18 protein-coding genes are annotated in these 17910 nt (G+C 69.3%); 11 read left to right on the forward strand and 7 right to left on the reverse strand.

The features are described from left to right. Positions 1-21: 21 nt before the first annotated feature. The gene (locus D9V41_RS13085) at positions 22-882 is read right to left on the reverse strand and encodes an oxygenase MpaB family protein (protein WP_121795028.1); all 861 of its coding nucleotides are present in this window, start codon (positions 880-882) and stop codon (positions 22-24) included. 45 nt (positions 883-927) lie between these two features. Here D9V41_RS13085 and D9V41_RS13090 point away from each other — a divergent pair, with 45 nt between their 5' ends. Next, positions 928-1518 (forward strand): TetR/AcrR family transcriptional regulator, encoded by a 591-nt coding sequence (locus D9V41_RS13090; RefSeq protein WP_166376040.1) that lies wholly within the window; start codon positions 928-930, stop codon positions 1516-1518. A gap of 72 nt (positions 1519-1590) precedes the next feature. On the opposite strand, the gene D9V41_RS13095 is transcribed toward D9V41_RS13090, so the two are convergent. Beyond that, the gene (locus D9V41_RS13095) at positions 1591-2937 is read right to left on the reverse strand and encodes an MFS transporter (protein ID WP_121795030.1); all 1347 of its coding nucleotides are present in this window, start codon (positions 2935-2937) and stop codon (positions 1591-1593) included. 115 nt (positions 2938-3052) lie between these two features. On the opposite strand from D9V41_RS13095, the gene D9V41_RS13100 reads away from it, so the two are divergent. Genes D9V41_RS13100 through purU form a run of 4 tightly spaced genes read left to right on the forward strand, consistent with a single transcriptional unit; the run spans position 3053 to position 6672 of the window. Then, positions 3053-3829 (forward strand): ABC transporter ATP-binding protein, encoded by a 777-nt coding sequence (locus D9V41_RS13100; RefSeq protein ID WP_243697269.1) that lies wholly within the window; start codon positions 3053-3055, stop codon positions 3827-3829. Positions 3830-3853: 24 nt separating this feature from the next. Then, entirely contained in the window at positions 3854-4639 is a 786-nt protein-coding gene (locus tag D9V41_RS13105; RefSeq protein WP_121795032.1) for a TSUP family transporter, read from the forward strand. Between the two features lie 22 nt (positions 4640-4661). Further along, positions 4662-5819 (forward strand): acyl-CoA dehydrogenase family protein, encoded by a 1158-nt coding sequence (locus tag D9V41_RS13110; RefSeq protein WP_121795033.1) that lies wholly within the window; start codon positions 4662-4664, stop codon positions 5817-5819. Continuing rightward, the gene (gene purU / locus D9V41_RS13115; RefSeq protein ID WP_121795034.1) at positions 5809-6672 is read left to right on the forward strand and encodes a formyltetrahydrofolate deformylase; all 864 of its coding nucleotides are present in this window, start codon (positions 5809-5811) and stop codon (positions 6670-6672) included. Before D9V41_RS13110 ends, purU begins: the two co-directional genes overlap by 11 nt. 341 nt (positions 6673-7013) lie before the next feature. On the opposite strand, the gene D9V41_RS13120 is transcribed toward purU, so the two are convergent. The 3 genes from D9V41_RS13120 to D9V41_RS13130 are packed head-to-tail and all read right to left on the reverse strand — an operon-like array spanning position 7014 to position 10046. Beyond that, the gene (locus D9V41_RS13120; RefSeq protein WP_243697270.1) at positions 7014-8201 is read right to left on the reverse strand and encodes an AI-2E family transporter; all 1188 of its coding nucleotides are present in this window, start codon (positions 8199-8201) and stop codon (positions 7014-7016) included. Between the two features lie 10 nt (positions 8202-8211). Next, complete coding sequence (locus D9V41_RS13125) at positions 8212-8895, reverse strand: uracil-DNA glycosylase (RefSeq protein WP_121795036.1); 684 nt, start codon at positions 8893-8895, stop codon at positions 8212-8214. Next, complete coding sequence (locus D9V41_RS13130) at positions 8892-10046, reverse strand: MFS transporter (RefSeq protein ID WP_243697271.1); 1155 nt, start codon at positions 10044-10046, stop codon at positions 8892-8894. Before D9V41_RS13130 ends, D9V41_RS13125 begins: the two co-directional genes overlap by 4 nt. 154 nt (positions 10047-10200) lie before the next feature. On the opposite strand from D9V41_RS13130, the gene D9V41_RS13135 reads away from it, so the two are divergent. Next, a complete protein-coding gene (locus D9V41_RS13135) occupies positions 10201-11334 on the forward strand; it encodes an MFS transporter (protein WP_243697272.1) in 1134 nt (377 codons plus the stop codon). 3 nt (positions 11335-11337) lie between these two features. Here D9V41_RS13135 and D9V41_RS13140 read toward each other — a convergent pair whose 3' ends face one another. Then, positions 11338-11931, reverse strand: a complete 594-nt coding sequence (locus D9V41_RS13140; protein WP_121795038.1) for a GNAT family N-acetyltransferase — start codon at positions 11929-11931, stop codon at positions 11338-11340. A 227-nt stretch (positions 11932-12158) separates the two neighbouring features. On the opposite strand from D9V41_RS13140, the gene D9V41_RS13145 reads away from it, so the two are divergent. Then, the gene (locus D9V41_RS13145; RefSeq protein WP_121795039.1) at positions 12159-13523 is read left to right on the forward strand and encodes a hemolysin family protein; all 1365 of its coding nucleotides are present in this window, start codon (positions 12159-12161) and stop codon (positions 13521-13523) included. Further along, complete coding sequence (locus D9V41_RS13150; protein WP_208006857.1) at positions 13520-14551, forward strand: hemolysin family protein; 1032 nt, start codon at positions 13520-13522, stop codon at positions 14549-14551. Before D9V41_RS13145 ends, D9V41_RS13150 begins: the two co-directional genes overlap by 4 nt. 27 nt (positions 14552-14578) lie before the next feature. Here the strand turns inward: D9V41_RS13150 and D9V41_RS13155 are convergent, their stop codons facing one another. Beyond that, complete coding sequence (locus D9V41_RS13155) at positions 14579-16009, reverse strand: alpha,alpha-trehalose-phosphate synthase (UDP-forming) (protein ID WP_121795040.1); 1431 nt, start codon at positions 16007-16009, stop codon at positions 14579-14581. 82 nt (positions 16010-16091) lie between these two features. Here D9V41_RS13155 and D9V41_RS13160 point away from each other — a divergent pair, with 82 nt between their 5' ends. Genes D9V41_RS13160 through otsB form a run of 3 tightly spaced genes read left to right on the forward strand, consistent with a single transcriptional unit; the run spans position 16092 to position 17792 of the window. Next, the gene (locus D9V41_RS13160; RefSeq protein ID WP_121795041.1) at positions 16092-16385 is read left to right on the forward strand and encodes a DUF3263 domain-containing protein; all 294 of its coding nucleotides are present in this window, start codon (positions 16092-16094) and stop codon (positions 16383-16385) included. Positions 16386-16388: 3 nt separating this feature from the next. Continuing rightward, entirely contained in the window at positions 16389-16973 is a 585-nt protein-coding gene (locus D9V41_RS18345) for a LytR C-terminal domain-containing protein (protein WP_121795042.1), read from the forward strand. A gap of 24 nt (positions 16974-16997) precedes the next feature. Continuing rightward, complete coding sequence (gene otsB / locus D9V41_RS13170; protein WP_121795043.1) at positions 16998-17792, forward strand: trehalose-phosphatase; 795 nt, start codon at positions 16998-17000, stop codon at positions 17790-17792. The last annotated feature ends 118 nt before the right edge of the window (positions 17793-17910 follow it).

A 17910-nucleotide genomic window follows, 5' to 3' on the forward strand; every position in this document is an offset into this window, starting at 1 on the left:
AGATCGCACGGCAGCGATCGGTCACCGAACCGGGCAGCCACCGGGGAAGGTGCCGAGTCGCTCGATGTCGTAGCCGCCGGGGTAGCTGCGGATCCAGCGGATGTCCTCGAGTTGCTGGGGGCGCACGCGAGCGGGGGCGAGGCGCAGCAGCCTCCCCCGCAGCCGCAGTGACAGCGGGCCCAGGAGGCGGATCGCCGGCACGGGGCGGTCGTACCCGAAGGCGCGCAGCAGCGGATCGTCCATGAGGGAGCGGGCGAACGCGTGCATGAGCCGGCCCGGCACCCACGGGTAGAACGTCAGCATGAACCCGAGCGTGGCGTCGGCCACGCGACGGGCCCCGGCGTCGAAGGCGAAATGCTCGGTCTCGTAGGCGTCCATCAGCTGCGCGAACTCCTCGTACGTCGCGGGGATCTCGCTGATGCCCATGTGCCGGCCGAGCACCTGGTAGTAGCGCACCGTGGCGCGCACTTCGTTGTCGGTGAGCGGACGTTTGCCGAACCGCGCGATCCATCGCACCGGAACGACGACGAACGTGCTGAGCACGTAGCGCATCTCGTGATCGGGGATGTCGTAGCTGCGGTGCATCTGGTTGATCCGCCGGATCGCCGCTCGCGCTTCGGGATGCTCGAAACCCTTCTCGCCCGGGACCGCGAGCAGCAAGGTGGTGTCGTCGTAACGCTTCTGCGTGTCCTGCGCGAATGCCCCGGTCTCGTCCAGCAGGCGGCCGATGCCGGGCACCGCGTACGTGCGAAAGAGCGCGAAGCTCAGCGCCATCAGCATGTCCCAGGGGAACTCGTGCTGCACGATCTTGGCGTAGATGTCCCGGTACTCGGTCTCGGGGTCGAGCCGGTCGGTGTAGCGGCGCCAATGGTCGCGTCTCATGAGGCCAAACTAGAGCGATCGCTCTAGATGTGCAAGGGTGGCCGCATGCGAACCGTGGCTCAGCAGCGGGGAGAGGCCTCCACCCGCCGCATGATCGAGGCGACGCGGGCGCTGCTCGCCGAGGGCGGGCTGACAGCCGTGACGGTCGCGGCCGTGGCCCGGCGGGCTGGCACGTCCAACGGCTCGCTCTACCACCGCTTCGGCGATCGCCAGGGCTTGTTGCTCGCCGTCCAGGACTCCCTGCTCACCGCGCTCGAGAGCGAGGCGGTGGCTGCGATGGAGGAGGCCGTGGTTCTCGAACCGCAGGAGGCAGCGGCCCGAGCCGTCGGCGAGGCGCTTCGCCTGTTCGCGGACTATCGACCCGTCCTGCGGGCGTTCTTCGTCGAGGGACAGTCCATCGACGCGTTCGTCGATCGCAACGCCCGATGCACGCACCTGCTGGCGGCACAGGCGGAGTCGTTGCTCGTCGAGCGGCTCGGCATGACGCCGACGCGGGCCGCGGCCGTGTACCGCGTGCTCTTCTCCGTCGGCGCCGCGCAGTCGCTCTTCACCGAGGACCAGATGCGTCAAGGCCCCGTGGCGCAGGACGAACTGGCCGCCGTCCTGACCCGACTCGTCTCGCCCGGAGGCCAGTGACCGCGTGAGCGGTAGGTGAGGTCCCATGCGAGCAAGCCTCCTGGGACCTCACCTACCGCTCGGCGAGCCGGATCACTGCTCGATGTCGACCTCGCGGGTCTCCTTGCCGATCACCAGGGCGATGAAGGTCAGCGCGGCCATCGCCGTCAGATACAGGCCGACGAGGAACGGGCTGCCGTCGCCCACCGTCCACAGCCAGACCGCGATGAACGGCGCGACCGCGGCGCCCAGGATCGAACTGACGTTGTAGCTGATCCCCGAGCCCGTGTACCGCACGTTGGTCGGGAACAGTTCGGGCAGGAGCGCACCCATCGGCCCGAAGGTCAGACCCATGAGGGTGAAGCCGACGACGAGCCACAGCATCACGAGTCCGTTGTCGAGCATGGGCACCCACAGCAGGCCGAAGACCATGATGCCCGCGGTGACGATCAGCAGCGTGAGGCGACGACCGAAGCGGTCGGCGAGTGGCCCGGAGATCATCGTGAAGATGCCGAAGAACACCACGCCGCCGATCATCATGAGGACGAACGTGTTGTACGAGTACCCGAGTCCGGCGAGCTCGGCGTCCTCGGGCGCGCGCCCGTAGCTGAGCGAGAACGTCGTCATGAGGTAGAAGAGCACGTAGGTCGCGAGCATGAAGAACGTGCCGAGCACGAGTTCGCGCCAGTGGCTCTTGGCGACCGAGGCGAGCGGGAGCCGGTGGACGGTGCCCTTCTCGAGGGTCTTGGTGAAGGCCGGGCTCTCGACCAGTCGCAGGCGGACCCACAGGCCGACGGCCACCATGATGGCGCTGAACAGGAACGGAATGCGCCAGCCCCACGACAGGAACGTGTCCGAGGGCATCGACGGATCGTCGGACGGCATCGCCAGGGCGATGAGCAAGAACAGGCCGTTGGCCAGGATGAAGCCCAGCGGGGCGCCCAATTGCGGGAACGTGCCGTACCACGCGCGCTTGCCGGCCGGCGCGTTCTCCGTGGCCACGAGTGCAGCGCCGCTCCACTCACCGCCCAGCGCGAATCCCTGCGCGAGGCGCATCAGCACGAGCAGCAGCGGTGCGAACCAGCCGACCATCGCGTACGTCGGCAGCACGCCGATGAGGAACGTCGCGATACCCATCGTCAGCAACGCGGCCACGAGGGTCGTCTTGCGCCCCTTCTTGTCGCCCAGGTGGCCGAAGAACACCGCGCCGGCCGGCCGCGCGACCATCGCCGCGCCGAAGACGGCGAACGAGGAGAGCAGCGCGACGGTGTCGTTCCCCGCGGGGAAGAACAGATGGGGGAACACCAGCACCGCGGCGGTCGCGTAGACGTAGAAGTCGTAGAACTCGATCGTGGTGCCGACGAGGCTCGCGAGAACGACGCGATGGCGAGGATTGGCTGGGGTCGCGGCCTGCTGGCCACGGGTGGATGTCGACGACATGGCAGTACTCCCGAGAGGTCCTGAGGGGGATGGAGCGATGGTACGCACGCTCATCTCATCCTCCGGACACCGGGTTCATGCTCTGGACACGCCCCCTCGTGCGTACAGTGACGCCGTGAACGCCGTACGACTCGAGGGCGTGACCTTCGTCCGCGCCGGCCGCGAGCTTCTCCACGGCATCGACCTCACCGTCGGCCGTGGTGAGCAGTGGGCGTTGCTCGGCCCGAATGGTGCCGGCAAGTCCACCCTGCTGTCGATCTGCTCGGCGACCACCTTCCCCAGTCGAGGCAGCGCGCGCATCCTCGACGCCCAGATGGGCCGCGTGGACCTGCGCGAGCTTCGCCGTTCGATCGCGGTCGTCGATGCACGGCACCCGCTGCGCTCGAACCTGACCGTCCTCGACATCGTGCTGACCGGAGCCACGTCGACGATCGAGCGCGTCCCGCGCTGGGAACCCACCGACGACCAACGCAAGCGCGCCGAGGATCTGATGAGTCAGCTCGGTGTCGGTGATGACTCGACGCAACGCTGGCTGACGATGTCGCAGGGTGAGCGGGGGCGGACGTTGATCGCTCGCGCGCTGATGACGGACCCCGAGCTGCTGATCCTCGACGAGCCGAGTACGGGTCTGGACCTGGCCGCCCGCGAACGGATGATCGCGACCATCGACCGCCTGCCCGAGACGGGCGTGACGACGATCATGGTGACCCACCACTTCGAGGAGTTGCCGACCCGGACCACGCATGCGGCGCTGGTGCGGGCCGGGCGACTCGTCGCCGCCGGTCCGGTCGACCAGGTGCTGACCGACGCGAACGTCAGCGCGGCCTTCGACCACCCGGTGCGGATCGAGCGCATCGGCGGACGCTGGTCCGCCCGCACGCGCACATCGTGACATCCGGTTCTAGGGTGGGTCGTTGTGGATGACCCGACGCTCGCGGTGCTCGCCTTCCTCGCCGCCGCGGCGTTCCTCGCCGGCTGGACCGACGCCGTCGTCGGTGGTGGCGGGCTCATCCAGTTGCCCGCCCTGATGATCGCGTTCCCCCACGCGGCCCCCGTGCAGCTGCTGGCGACCAACAAGGCCGGTTCGATCGCGGGAACCTCGGTGTCCAGCGTGACGTATCTGCGCCGGGTCCGGCCCGACCTGAGGACGGCGTTGCCGCTCGCGCTCGCCGCCTTCGCCGGCGCGCTCGGCGGCGCCTTCGTCGCGTCGTTCATCCCCCGTGACGCGTTCAACCCGGTGATCCTCGTCGTGCTGGTGATGGTGGGCGCCTACACACTGCTGAAGCCCCAGCTGGGCCGATCGAGTCTGCTGAGGTTCAGCGGCCACCGCCATTACGGGGCAGCGATGCTGACCGGTACTGCCATCGGCTTCTACGACGGTGCGCTCGGCCCGGGCACCGGTTCGTTCCTCGTGTTCGCGCTCGTCGGGTGGCTCGGTTACGGGTTCCTCGACGCGAGTGCCAAGGCCAAGATCGCGAACTTCGCGACCAATCTGGCCTCGCTCATCGTCTTCATCCCGCAGGGGGCGGTCATGTGGAAGGCCGGCCTGGTGCTCGCGATCTTCAACGTGCTCGGCGGGTACCTCGGCGCGCGCACGGCCGTCGCCAAGGGCTCGGTGTTCATCCGGATCGTCTTCGTCGTCGTGGTCGGCGCTTTCATCGTCAAGATCGGCTGGGACGTCGTGCAGCAGTTCTGGGGCTGAGCGTCGGCGATACCCTGCCGACATGGACTTCGCCCTCGACGAGCTCGACGAGCAGATCGCCCTCGCGGCGCGCACCTTCGTGGACCGCGAGATCCTGCCACATATCCGTGAGTGGGACCGGGCGGAATCGGTCGACACGGCGATCGTGCCCCGGATGGGTGAGCTGGGCATCCTCGGTCTCGGGATCGATGAGGAGTACGGCGGCACACCGGCGAGCTTCCAGGCGTACGCCGCCGTCATGGAGGAGCTCGGCCGTGGCGACAACTCGGTGCGCGGCATCGTCTCGGTGAGCCTCGGCCTCGTCGGCAAGAGTATCGCCGCCTACGGCACGCCCGAGCAGAAGCAGGAGTGGCTGCCGCAGATCACCTCTGGAACGGCCTTGGGATGCTTCGGTCTCACCGAGCCGGACTCCGGATCGGATCCGGGTTCGCTGCGCACGCGCGCCCGCCGCGACGGCGACGACTGGCTGCTGAGCGGCGAGAAGATGTTCATCACCAACGGCACGTGGGCCAAGGTCGCGCTCGTGTTCGCGCGCACGAGTGACGAGGGCGGGCGCGGCATCACCGCGTTCCTCGTGCCGAGCGACACGCCCGGCTTCACCGCTCACACGATCCACGGCAAGCTCGGCCTGCGGGGCCAGGCGACCGCCTCGTTGTCGCTCGAGGAGGTCCGCGTCCCGGACTCCGCGCGGCTCGGCGAGGTCGGGCGAGGGCTGCCGATCGCCCTCGCCGCACTGACGAAGGGCCGCATCTCCGTTGCTGCGAGCAGTGTCGGCGTCGCGCAAGCCGCGCTCGATTTCGCCCTCGGCTATGCCACGGAGCGCAGCCAGTTCGGCGGCCCGATCGCGAGCAAGCAACTCGTGCAGGAACTGCTCGCCGACTCCGCCGTCGAGATCGACGCCGCTCGGCTGCTCACCCGTCGCGCTGCCTGGGGCGTCGACCAGGGCACCACGCTCAAGGCGCTCTCCCTCCACGTCTCGATGGCCAAGCTCGCGGCGAGCGAGGCGGCGGTCGCGGTGACCAACCGTTGCCTCCAGGTGCTCGGGGGCTACGGTTTCATCGACGAGTACCCGCTCGGCAAGTACCTGCGGGACGCGCGGGTCCTCACCCTGTACGAGGGCACGAGCCAGATTCAGAAGCTGATCATCGGACGGGAGTTGACCGGTCTCAATGCCATGTGACACCACGAGCGACTTCATCGTGACGCTGTCCTGCCCGGACCGCGTCGGTATCGTCGCGGCCATCTCCTCGACGCTCGCGGACAACGACTGCACGATCGTGGAGTCGCAGCAGTACGCCGATCCCGACACCCGTCAGTTCTTCATGCGCGTGCGCTTCCTGTCCGCCGAACCGCTCGCCGTCGACGACATGCGCGAGCGGCTCGCCGCGGCGGTCGCGGACTTCGACATGACGTGGGACCTCCATGACGCGACCGCGCCGATGAAGGTCGTCGTCATGGTGAGCAAGCAGGGCCACGTGCTGAACCATCTGCTGTTCCGCTATCGGACGGGACAGCTGCCGGTGGAGATCGTCGCGGTGGTCTCCAACCACACGACCTGGCAGGACGAGGTGCGCTGGCACGGTATCGACTTCCACCACCTGCCGGTCACGCCGGACACCAAGCGTGAGGCGGAGCAGCAGGTGCTCGCGCTGATGCAGCAGACCGGTGCCGAGGCGCTCGTCCTGGCCCGCTACATGCAGATCCTGTCCGACGAGATGTGCCGGGCGGTCCATGGCCGGGCGATCAACATCCACCACTCACTGTTGCCGAGCTTCAAGGGCGCCCGTCCGTACGAGCAGGCCCACCGGCGCGGCGTCAAGGTCATCGGTGCGACGGCGCACTACGTCACGGCAGAACTGGACGAGGGCCCGATCATCGAGCAGGACTTCCGCCGCGTCGACCACCGATCCTCCGCCGGCGAACTCGCTCACCTCGGCCAGGACCTGGAGGCCCGGGCGCTGGCCCACGCGCTGCGAGCGCACGCCGAGCATCGGGTGCTCCTCAACGGCGTGAAGACGGTCGTCTTCGACTGAGTCGCACTCGCCCCGCTCGTCAGGAGCGGTGCGGGGTCAACCTTTCGCGCGCAGGGCGGTGCGTCATCAACCTTTCGCGAGTCGGGCGGTGCGTCATCAACCTTTCGTGAGTCGGATCAGGTTGAGCAAGCACCGCCGCGAGCGAGGTCAGGTTGAGGACGCACCGGCCGCGAGGCGGATCGACCTTGCGCGAGTCTGGCGGTGCGTGTTCAACCTTTCGAGGGCGGGATCCGGTTGAAGCTGCACCGCTGCGGGGCGGGTCAGGTTGAGGACGCACCGCCGCGAGCTCGGGTCAGGTTGACGACGCACCGCCCGGGGACGTGCTGCCGCCGGACGTGAGGTCAGGAGGGGGAGGGGCGTTCTTCGACGTCGTCGGCCGGAGCCGATTCAGCCCGCTCGGCGTCCTCGTCCGGGTCGATCGAGCCGCGGCGGTCCTCCGGCGGCGCTTCACGGGAGACCTGGTGATCGATCTGCTCGTTGAGGTAGCGCAGCACTTCGACGACGACGGCCGCGACGGGCACGGCCAGGAACGCGCCGGTGATGCCGAACATCGAGCCGCCCGCGGTCACGGCGAGCAGCACGACGCCGGCGTGGAGCTTCATGCTCTTGCCCTGCAGCCACGGCGACAGGACATTGCCCTCGAGTTGCTGGACCGCGATGATGATCAGCACCACGATGAGGGCGTCCTGGAAGCTGTTCGTCACGAGCGTGACGAGGACCGCGAGGGCACCGGTGGCGAAGGCGCCGACGATCGGGATGAAGCCGCCGAAGAACGTCAAGATCGCGAGCGGGATCGCGAGCGGTACACCGACGATGACCAGGCCGAGGCCGATGAAGAACGCGTCGATCGCCGACACCAGGCCCTGCGTGCGGATGAAGCCGCCGAGGGTGTTCCAGGAGCGGGTCAGCATCTCCGCGAGGTGACCGCCGGCCCGGCGTCCACCCACCCGGCGCACGAACGGCAGGAACCGGTGGCCGTCCTTGAGGAACAAGAACGTCAGGATCAGCGTCACCACGAGGTTGACGACCACACTCGTGACAGTGCCGATCGTATTGAAGACGCCGGCGCCGATGTCCAGGGCGGATTCGCGGAGCCAGTTCTGCACGGCATCGAGCGCGTCGGTGATCTGCCCCTCGGTCACCTGGAACGGCCCTTCGACGAGCCATTGCTGCACCTCGGTCAGGCCGCTGGCGGCGCTGTTGACGATGCTCGGCGCCTCGTCGACGACCTGCGGGATGAGTAGCGAGAAGACGAAGAAGAGCCCGCCGATGAAACCCAACGAGGTGACCGCTGCGGCGAATGCGCTGGGGAACCCGATGCGTCTGAGCGTGCGGACCGGCGGTTCGAGCACGGTGGCGATGAGGATCGCCAGGCTGATCGGGAACCAGACCATCCACGTGCGGCCGATGACCCATCCGAGCACGTAGAGGGCGGCCGCGATCACGACGATCCGCAGGCCCCAACGTTGAAGATGGCCGAAGCCCTCATCGATTACCCGGCCGCGGTCGCGGATCTTGGTCTCGCTCACGCTGATGAGCCTAGCCGTCCAGACGCCAGTTCACCGGTTCCGCGCCCTGCTGTCGCAGGAGTTCGTTGGTGCGGCTGAAGGGCCGCGAGCCGAAGAACCCGCGCGAGGCCGACAGGGGACTGGGGTGGGCCGAGGTGATCCGGGGCGTGTCGCCGAGGAGCGGGGCGAGGTTCTGCGCGTCGCGGCCCCACAGGATCGCCACGAGTGGCCGCTGCCGGGCGACGAGCGCGCGGATCGCCTGTTCGGTCACGCTCTCCCACCCCTTGCCGCGGTGACTCGCCGGAGTGCCGGGGCGCACCGTGAGGACGCGATTGAGCAGCAGTACCCCCTGATGCGCCCACGGCGTGAGGTCGCCGGATTCGGCCGGCGTGATGCCGAGATCGTCGTGCAACTCCCGATAGATGTTGACGAGGCTGCGGGGCAGCGGACGGACGTCGGGGTTGACCGAGAACGACAGACCCATCGGATGTCCCGGGGTCGGATACGGGTCCTGGCCGGTGATGAGCACCTTCACGTTCGCCATCGGTTCGGCGAACGCGCGCAAGACGGCCCCGCCGGCGGGCAGATAGCCGCGACCGGCGGCGATCTCCTCGCGGAGGAAGTCGCCCATCGCGGCGATCTGCGAAGCGACGGGAGCGAGGGCCTCGGCCCAGTCGGGCGCCAGAAGTTCGTCGAGCGGGCGGCGTGTGGTCATCGCGCCCTATCGTGCCGCAGCGCCCGGGGCGCGAGTACCGCGGCCACGAGACAACCCGCGAGCGGCACGAGGAACGCGCGGTCCAGCCCCGCTGCCGAGGAGATGGCCCCGATGACGGACGGACCCGCGAGCAGGCCCAGGTAACCCATGCCGACGGCGCGGGCGAGGTAGACGCCGCTGTAGCGCCGATCCACGTTGCCCGCCGCGGAGTAGAACTGGGGAGCGCAACCGGCGAGTCCGATCCCGACGACCGCCCAGCCCACCAGTGCGAGGGCGGGGTCGGGAGCCAGGACGGTGACGGCGAAGCCGAGCGCGCCGAGGGTCGCTGCGCGCCGCACGAAGGCCCCCGGACCCCATGCGCGGACGAGGAGGTCGGCGAAGAGCCGGACGGCGGTCATCGCGACCGAGAACGCGCCGAATGCGAGGGCCGCGGTCGACGCGCTCGCGCCCAGGTGGTCGCGCACGTGGACCGTGCTCCAGTCGAAGGCCACGCCCTCGGACAGCATGAGCACGAAGGCGAGCCCGCCGATCAGCAGGACTCGCCCGGTCCACGGCGGACGGGTACGCGGGCTGAGATCGTTCGCCTCGTCGTGGCGCGATTCGGGTGGGAGCAGCAGTGGGCGTAGGGCGAGGGCAGCGGCGATCGTCACCCCGCCGCCCCCGGCGAGGGCCACGGGCGCGCTGACCCCGAGCGCGAGCAGCGCCCCGCCGCTCAGTGCCGCGACGAGGCCGCCGGCGGAGAAGAACGCGTGGAAGGATGACATGATGGCGCGCCCCCAGTGCTGCTCGACCTGGACGGCCTGGGCGTTCTGGGCGACGTCGACGAAGCCGTTCATGGCGCCGAGCACGACGACCGCCCCCGCGAGACTCAGCTGGTCGTGAGCGAGCCCGGGCAGGGGGAGCGCGAATCCCATCGCGACCATCGCGGTGACCACGACCGCCCTGCTGCCGAAGCGGTCGGTGAGTGGTCCGGCGGCTTGCATCCCGATCCACGCGGCCACGCCCAGGACGAGCAGGAGGAGGCCGAGCTGATGGTCAGCGACTCCGGTCCGGTCCTTGATCAACGGGATGTGCACGACCCACATCCCGAGGACGAAGCCATTGAGTCCGAAGATCCCGCTCGTGGCGATGCGGGCGGGCAGGAGACGCACCCGACGACTCTAGAGCGTGGCGGGCCGCATCGCGGCCCGGCGGTGTCGGTAGACTCGGGCTGCTTTGTCTGCCGTCGCGTCGTACCGCGCCTTGTTGCGCACAGTCGGGCCCGCCTACGTCCTCGTAGCCTTCCTCGGGCGTATTCCGCTTGCCATGAGCCAGCTGGGCACGCTCGTCATGGTCAGTGAGGCCAGCGGCCGATACGCGTGGGGTGGCGCGGCCGCCGGCGCGCTCGCGATCGCCAATGCGGTGGGCGCCCCGGTCGCGGGGCTGCTCGCGGACCGGATCGGCCAGCGCCCCGTCGTCGTGGTCCAGTCGATCCTGGGTGCGCTCGGACTGATCTCGCTCGTCGTGGTCACGACGCCGGAGGCACCGCGTACGCTCATCGTCGCCGTGGCCGCGGTGACCGGACTCATGCTTCCGCAGGTCGGGCCGCTTGCGCGCGTGCGCTGGCGGCCGATCACCGAGCACAGCGAAGGTGACCCCGTGCGCCGCCGTCGCCTCGTCGATGCGGCCTTCTCCTACGAGGGAGCGGCCGACGAGGCCTCCTTCGTCCTCGGACCCGCCCTCATCGGCGTGCTCGGCGTGCTGGTCGACCCGGCCGGCGCCGTGGTGACGGCGGGCGTCGTGCTCGCCGTGTTCGGCACGTGGTTCGCGGTGCACCCGACCGTGCGACTCGTGAAGCGGGCGGCAGCCCACGCCGCGGAGGACCACCGCTTCTGGTCGGTGGCGTTCGTCGTCCTCATCGGTGCGCAGTTCTGCGCCGGGACGTTGTTCGGCAGTATCCAGACCGGCACGACGGTGCTCGCGACGGCGGCCGGGCAGGCGGGCCTGGCCGGCCTCATCCACGCCTGCCTCGGAATCGGCAGCGTCATCGCCGGTCTCGCGATCACCGCACTTCCCGAGCGCATCCTCTACGCGACGCGGATGCTGGTCGCCGCGGCCGCGCTGTTCGCGCTCGCCGTGCCGCTGTGGTGGGTCGACTCGCTGCCCGCGCTCGTCGCCGTGATCGTCGTGCTGGGTTTCGCGGTCGCGCCCTACATGATCAGCAACTTCGCGCTCGCGGGCATCCTCGTCCCGCTGTCCGGGGTCGGCACCGCGATGACGTTCCTCGCCGCCGCGACCGGGCTCGGCTACGCCACGGGAGCGGCGGTCGCCGGTCGAGCCGCGGACGCGGGCGGTCACCAGCCCGCCTTCCTCGTGACGATCTGCGCCGCCGGTGGGGCTTTCGTGCTGGCGCTGCTGGCCAACCCGGTCCTGCGCCGGGCCCGCGTCGTCAACGCCTGAGCATCACCGCGGCAGCGCCAACGCCTCCTCGAGACGGTCGCGTGCCGCGGGCCACTCGTCGTCGACCATCGAGAAGATGACGGTGTCCCGCCAGCTGCCGTCGACGCGGCGACGGTGCTTGCGGAGGACGCCCTCGCGCAGCGCACCGAGGCGGGTGATCGCTGCCTGCGAGCGTTCGTTGCGGATGTCGGTGTGCCACACCACGCGGACGCACTCCAGCTCCTCGAAGGCGCGGCGCAGGAGCAGCAGCTTCGCTTCGGTGTTGTGCCCCTGTCGCCAGTGGCTGCGGCCGAGCCAGGTGTGTCCGATCGCGACCGTCCGCAGGGCCGGATCGATGTCGTAGTAGGTCGTCATTCCGACGGCCTTGCCGCTGGCGACGTCGAGCTGGGCCCAGGGCACGACGCCGGGCGCCTCGAGATACCAGGCGATGAGCGACCGCATCTGGTCCACCGACGCCGGGAGAGGCTTGCTGAGGTGGCGGAACACCTCGTCGTCGGCCGCCTCGAGCAGGTCCGGCGCATGCTCCTCGGCGAGCGGAACGAGACGGACGATGTCGCCGGCCAGACCGGGCGCGGCGTAGAAGTCGTCGTGCGGCATGTCCCGCACGTTACGTGGGCCTGCGACGCGAGTCGGATCTGCAGTGGCGTGAAGTTGCCCACCTTCGGCACACTAGGTTCGTCGCCGCGTCGTGGGCGCGGCGATCCTTGGTGACCGATCACCGGGGAAGACTGCCCCTCTTCGAGTTAGGACACGATGCCGAGCACCGCTCCGCGTTCGGACGACCCTCCGAGTTGTAGTACCGAGGCGCCAGGGGGTGAGCGCCGATGAGTGTCGTCTTGTTACTGCTGGGCCTGGTGGTCGTGTTGGTGATCACCGCGGCGACCGCCTACTTCGTGGCCCAGGAATTCGCCTACATGGCCGTTGACCGGTCCCGTCTGAAAGCTCGCGCCGCCGCCGGCGACGCCGTGGCCGAGCGCACCCTCAAGGTCACCGGCCGGACCTCGTTCATGTTGTCGGGCGCTCAGCTCGGCATCACCGTCACCGCGCTGCTGGTCGGCTACGTCGCCGAACCGCTGATCGGTGAGTCCGTCGGCGATCTGCTAGGCGGTGTGGGTGTCTCCACCGCCGTCGGCGTGGGCATCGGGACGGTGCTCGCCCTGCTGCTGTCGACGATCATCCAGATGCTGTTCGGCGAGCTGTTCCCCAAGAACCTCGCCATCGCGACCCCCGAGCCCGTCGCCCGGGCGCTGTCGCGGTCCACCCTCATCTATCTCAAGGTCTTCGGGTGGCTCATCAGCGTCTTCGACCACGCCTCGAACCTGTTGCTGCGCATGCTCAAGATCGAGCCCGTGCACGACGTGGAGAGCTCGGCGACCGCCCGAGACCTCGAGCACATCGTGGCCGAGTCGCGGGAGTCCGGCGATTTGTCGCCGGAGTTGTCGATGATGGTCGATCGCATCCTCGACTTCCCGCGCCAGGACGTCGAGCACGCCATGGTGCCGCGTTCGCGCGTGGTCGCGATCGAGTCCGACGAGACCATCGGAGCCTTGCGCGAGCGCATGGCCTCGGGACACTCGCGGTATCCGGTCATGGAGGAGGGACGCATCGTCGGCGTCGCGCACCTCATCGACGTCCTGGAGGTCGACGACATCGACGCTCCCGTCACCTCGATCATGCGGCCCGCGCTGGTCATCCCCGAGCTGATGCCGCTGCCCAACGCGCTGGCGGCCTTCAACGACACGCGCGAGCAGCTGGCGTGCGTCGTCGACGAGCACGGGAGCTTCTCCGGCGTGCTGACGCCCGAGGATCTGTCCGAGGAGTTCGTCGGTGAGATCGCCGACGAGTACGACGAGGTGTTCCCCGTCGCCGAACCCGAAGGTCCGGGCCTGTGGCGGGTGTCCGCTGAAGCGCACATGGACGAGGTTGAGCGCCTCCTCGAGCGCGATCTACCCAACGGCGACTACGAGACGCTCTCCGGTCTCGTCATCGCGAACCTCGGCCGACTGCCGGAAGAAGGCGATCAGGTGCGCGTGGAACTGCCACCCGACCCGGGCGCCGTCGCCCTGGGTGAGGAACCCGAGCCGGAGTACTTGACGGTCACCGTGCTGGAACTGCGCGACCACGTCGCCTCGACCGTCCGCGTCGAGATGACCGTTCAGGCACCCGTCGACGAGGAGGAAGCGCGATGAGCGAGAACCCGTGGGTGGTCACCATCACCACCGTCGTCATCATCGCGTTGAGCGCGTTCTTCGTCGCGATCGAGTTCGCACTCATCGCAGCGAAACCGCACCGGCTCGAGGACGCCGCGACTGAGAGCCGCTCGGCGCGGGCCGCGCTGCGGTCCTCGCACGAGCTGACCCTCCTGCTGGCCGGTTCGCAGCTGGGCATCACGATGTGCGCCCTCGCCCTGGGTGCCATCACGAAGCCGGCCGTGCACCACGCCCTGACGCCCCTGCTCGACGGCTGGGGCATGCCGTACTGGATCGCCGACACGCTGGCCTTCGTCCTGGCGCTGATCATCGTCACGTTCCTCCACCTGGTGGTGGGGGAGATGGCTCCCAAGTCCTGGGCGATCGCGCACCCGGAACGGTCGGCGACCCTGCTCGCGATCCCGATGCGGGCGTTCATGTGGCTCGTCCGGCCGTTGCTGCGGGCGCTCAACCAGGCGGCGAACCGGCTCGTGCGCGCCGTGGGCGTCGAACCGGTGGATCAGACGTCATCGAGCCAGAGCGCCGCCGACCTGCTTCAGCTCGTCCAGCACTCGGCCAACGTCGGTGCGCTAGACGCGGCTTTCTCGGCGCAGATCGCGCAGACGATCAACCTGCAGGAGCTCACCGTGGGCGATCTGCTGGTGCAGGGCAACGAGATCACGGCCGTCCCGTCCGACGGCACCGTCGCCGACGTGCAGCGCGCGGCACGCGAGTCCGGCCACCTGCGGATCCTCGTCGGGCCGCGGGAGCGACCCACGCACGTGGTGCACGTGCGCGAGACCCTGACGCGGGCAGCGGGGGAGCCGATCGCCCCGGCGAGTCGCGAGGTGTTCACGCTCACCGCGCAGACCCCGTTGCACGAGGCGCTGACCACGATGCGCGAGTCGCGCAATCACCTCGCCGTCGTGGACGACGGCGAGCGGGTCGTCGGTGTGGTCACGCTCGCCGACGTGTTGCGTCGGCTGTCCCCGAGCGGTCAGGCGGTCGAAACGCCCGCGACCGTCTGACCGCGGACCCGGCCGGTGGCGTGACGCTCACGCCACCGGCCGCGTCGTCTTTCCGTGCGGGTCGCGCTGCTCGTTGAGCTCGGTGAGGAAGTCGTTGGCCCACAGATCGATGTCGTTCTCCATGACCTGCTTGCGCAGCGCCTTCATGCGCCGGCCCATCTCACGCGGGCTGGCGTTGATCGCCTCCAGCATCTTCTGCTTGAGGCCGTTGATGTCGTGCGGGTTCACCAGGTACGCCTGCCGGAGTTCGGCGGCCGCGCCGGCGAACTCGCTCAGGACCAGCCCCCCCTCGTTGTCCCACCGAGTCGCGATGTACTCCTTGGCGACGAGGTTCATGCCGTCGCGCAGCGGCGTGACCACCATGACGTCGGCGGCCCGGTAGAGCGCGGCCATCTCCTCACGCGGGTACGAGGCGTGCAAGTACTGGATGGGCTGCTGCCCGATCCGGCCGACGTCGCCGTTGATCCGGCCGACGAGCCGGTTGATGTCGTCGCGAAGAATGCGGTACTGCTCGACGCGTTCGCGCGACGGCGTGGCGACCTGGATGAACGCGGCATCGTCGAGCTGCACGCTGCCGTCGGCGATGAGCTCTCCGAAGGCGCGCAACCGTTGCGGCAGGCCCTTGGTGTAGTCGAGCCGGTCGATGCCCATCAGCACCGTCCGGGGATTGCCCAGGCTCTCGCGGATCTCCGCGGCTCGGGCCTGAACCTCCGGGGTGCGCGAGAGCTTCTCGAATCCCGCGGCATCGATCGAGATCGGATACGCCTTGGCCAGCACGGTGCGTCCGTCGGGCAGGTAGACCGTGTCGCGGTGGGTCTTGTGGCCCACCCGCTGACGCACGAGTCGGACGAAGTTCTGGGCTGCGCCGGGCGCCTGGAAACCGACGAGGTCGGCACCCAGCAGACCCTCGAGGATCTCGCGTCGCCAGGGCAGCTGCTGATACAGCTCGGTCGGCGGGAACGGGATGTGGAGGAAGAAGCCGATGCGCAGGTCAGGGCGCAGGGCGCGCAGCATCTGCGGCACGAGCTGCAGCTGGTAGTCCTGCACCCACACCGTGGCGCCGTCGTTGGAGATCTCGGCGGCGCGGTTGGCGAACCGCTGATTGACCGCCACGTAGGAGTCCCACCACTCGCGGTGGAATTCCGGGGGAGCGATGACGTCGTGGTAGAGCGGCCAGAGAGTCGCGTTCGAGAAGCCCTCGTAGTACTCGCGCACCTCCTGCTCGCTCAGGGGGATCGGCACGAGGTGCATGCCCGCGTGCTCGAAGGGCTGAAGTGCCTCATCGGCTGCGCCGTGCCATCCGATCCAGGCTCCGTCGTGGCGCCGCATGACGGGCTCGAGCGCGGTGACGAGACCGCCGGGGGAGGTGCGCCACTGCACCTCGCCGGTGGACGAGGTGACGCGATCGACGGGCAAACGGTTCGCGATGACGACGAAATCTGTCCGCTCGCTCGGCATGTCTTTAGCCTAGGACACGACGCGGCGGGCGGCTCGCCATCATGAATGACAGCGGTGTGATTCATGCCGTAGGATCGTCGCCATGAGTGCAGTGGAGAAGTCGCAGGCGCCCGATGAGTCCGCCAGCTCCCTCTCCGACCGTGATCGCGAGATGCTCGCCCTGGAACGCTACTGGTGGCAGTATGCGGGAGCCAAGGAGCAGGCGATCCGGGAGAAGTTCGAGATGTCCGCCACGCGGTACTACCAGCTGCTCAACGCCCTGATCGACACCGAGGAAGCCCTCGCCTTCGACCCGCTGCTGGTCAAGCGCCTGCGCCGTCTGCGTGCGCAGCGTCAGCGTCAGCGCTCGGCCCGCCGGCTCGGCTTCGACGTCTGAGCCGTGACCGTCGAGGGTCCTCCCGCCCCGTCGCATCGGCGCGAGTCCGGTCGGCGTACCGCGATTCTGGCCGGACTCACCGCGCTCGCCGTTCTCACCGGCGTGCTCGTCGCCCTCGCGCTGCAGCGAGGCGATGCCGGGACCCCCAGCGTCCAGCCGCCCACGCTCGCCACGCCCACGCCGAGCGAGGAGTCCGAGCCCGCGCCGCCGTCGGAACCCGAACCGGAATCGGAGACTGAGCCCGAGCCCGAGCCCGAGCCCGAGCCCGAGTCGGAGACCGAGCCCGAGACGGAGACTCAACCCGAGACGGCGCCCGTCGCCAGGACGCTCGGCGTCATGGTGCTGAACGCCACGCGCATCACCGGCCTCGCCGCGCAGACCTCCGGCACGGTCAGCAACGCCGGGTGGACCGTTGTCGGATCGGGCAACGCGCGCGGCAGTTATCCGGGCGACACGATCTACTACCCGGCGGGCGGATACGAGCAGGCCCAGCTGCTCGCGGCCGACCTCGGGATCGGCCGGCTGATGCCGAATCTCGCGGACATGCCGAGCAACCGGTTGACGGTGGTCCTGACGTCGGCTCGCTGATCGTCGCCGGGCATACTCGACACCATGACCGCCCGCCTTCCCGATCCGGTCCTGACCGACCCCGAAGGAACCTTGCTCGGTCTCGATTTCGACGGGACGCTGGCTCCGATCGTGGAGGATCCGCAGCGCGCCTTCATCCACCCGGGATCGCTGGCGGCGCTGTGTCGCCTCGGGTCACGGCTGGGGCAGATCGCGATCATCACCGGGCGCCCGCTCGATCAGGTCCGCCGGCTCGGCCGCTTCGAGGCCAGCGGCGGTCTCGACCATCTCGTGATCTGCGGGCAGTACGGCGCAGAGCGGTGGGACGCGTCGACCGGTGTCATCTCACGGCCTCCGCAGCCGGAGTCCGTCGCCGAGCTCGAACGCCGCCTTCCGCGGTGGCTCGCCGAGCACGATGCGGAAGCGGTGCGGCTGGAGAACAAGGGCCTCGCGCTCGCGCTGCATACCCGGGGCGTGGCGCCCGGCCTGCTCGACGAGCTGGCGGGGCCGTTGAAGGCGCTGGCCGATGAACTGGGTCTCGCGATCGAGCCTGGCCGTCAGGTCATCGAGTTGCGTGCCCCCGGGACCAACAAGGGCGACGCTCTGTTGGGGCTCGTGGAGCAGACCCAGGCGCGGCAGATCGTGTTCGCCGGCGACGACCTCGGCGACCTCCCGGCGTTCGACGCCGTCGACGCCCTGCGGGCCGACGGCCACTGGGGTCACCTCGTCTGCTCGGCGTCGGTCGAGCAGCAGGCGCTCGTCCCTCGCTCGGACCTCGTGCTGGACGGTCCCGACGACGTGGCCGCCTGGCTCACCGAACTCGCCGACGCCCTCGCCTGACCGTCACGTCCCTGCCCCGTCACCTCTCCTTGCGTCATACGTTCTGCGGGTCCTGAGCCTCAGAACGTATGACGTCCCGAGGTTCTCCACAGGATCGCGTGCCGGTCACTCGCCGGGA

This window comes from Aeromicrobium phragmitis (genome assembly GCF_003674095.1).
GTDB classification, from domain to species: Bacteria; Actinomycetota; Actinomycetes; order Propionibacteriales; family Nocardioidaceae; genus Aeromicrobium; species Aeromicrobium phragmitis.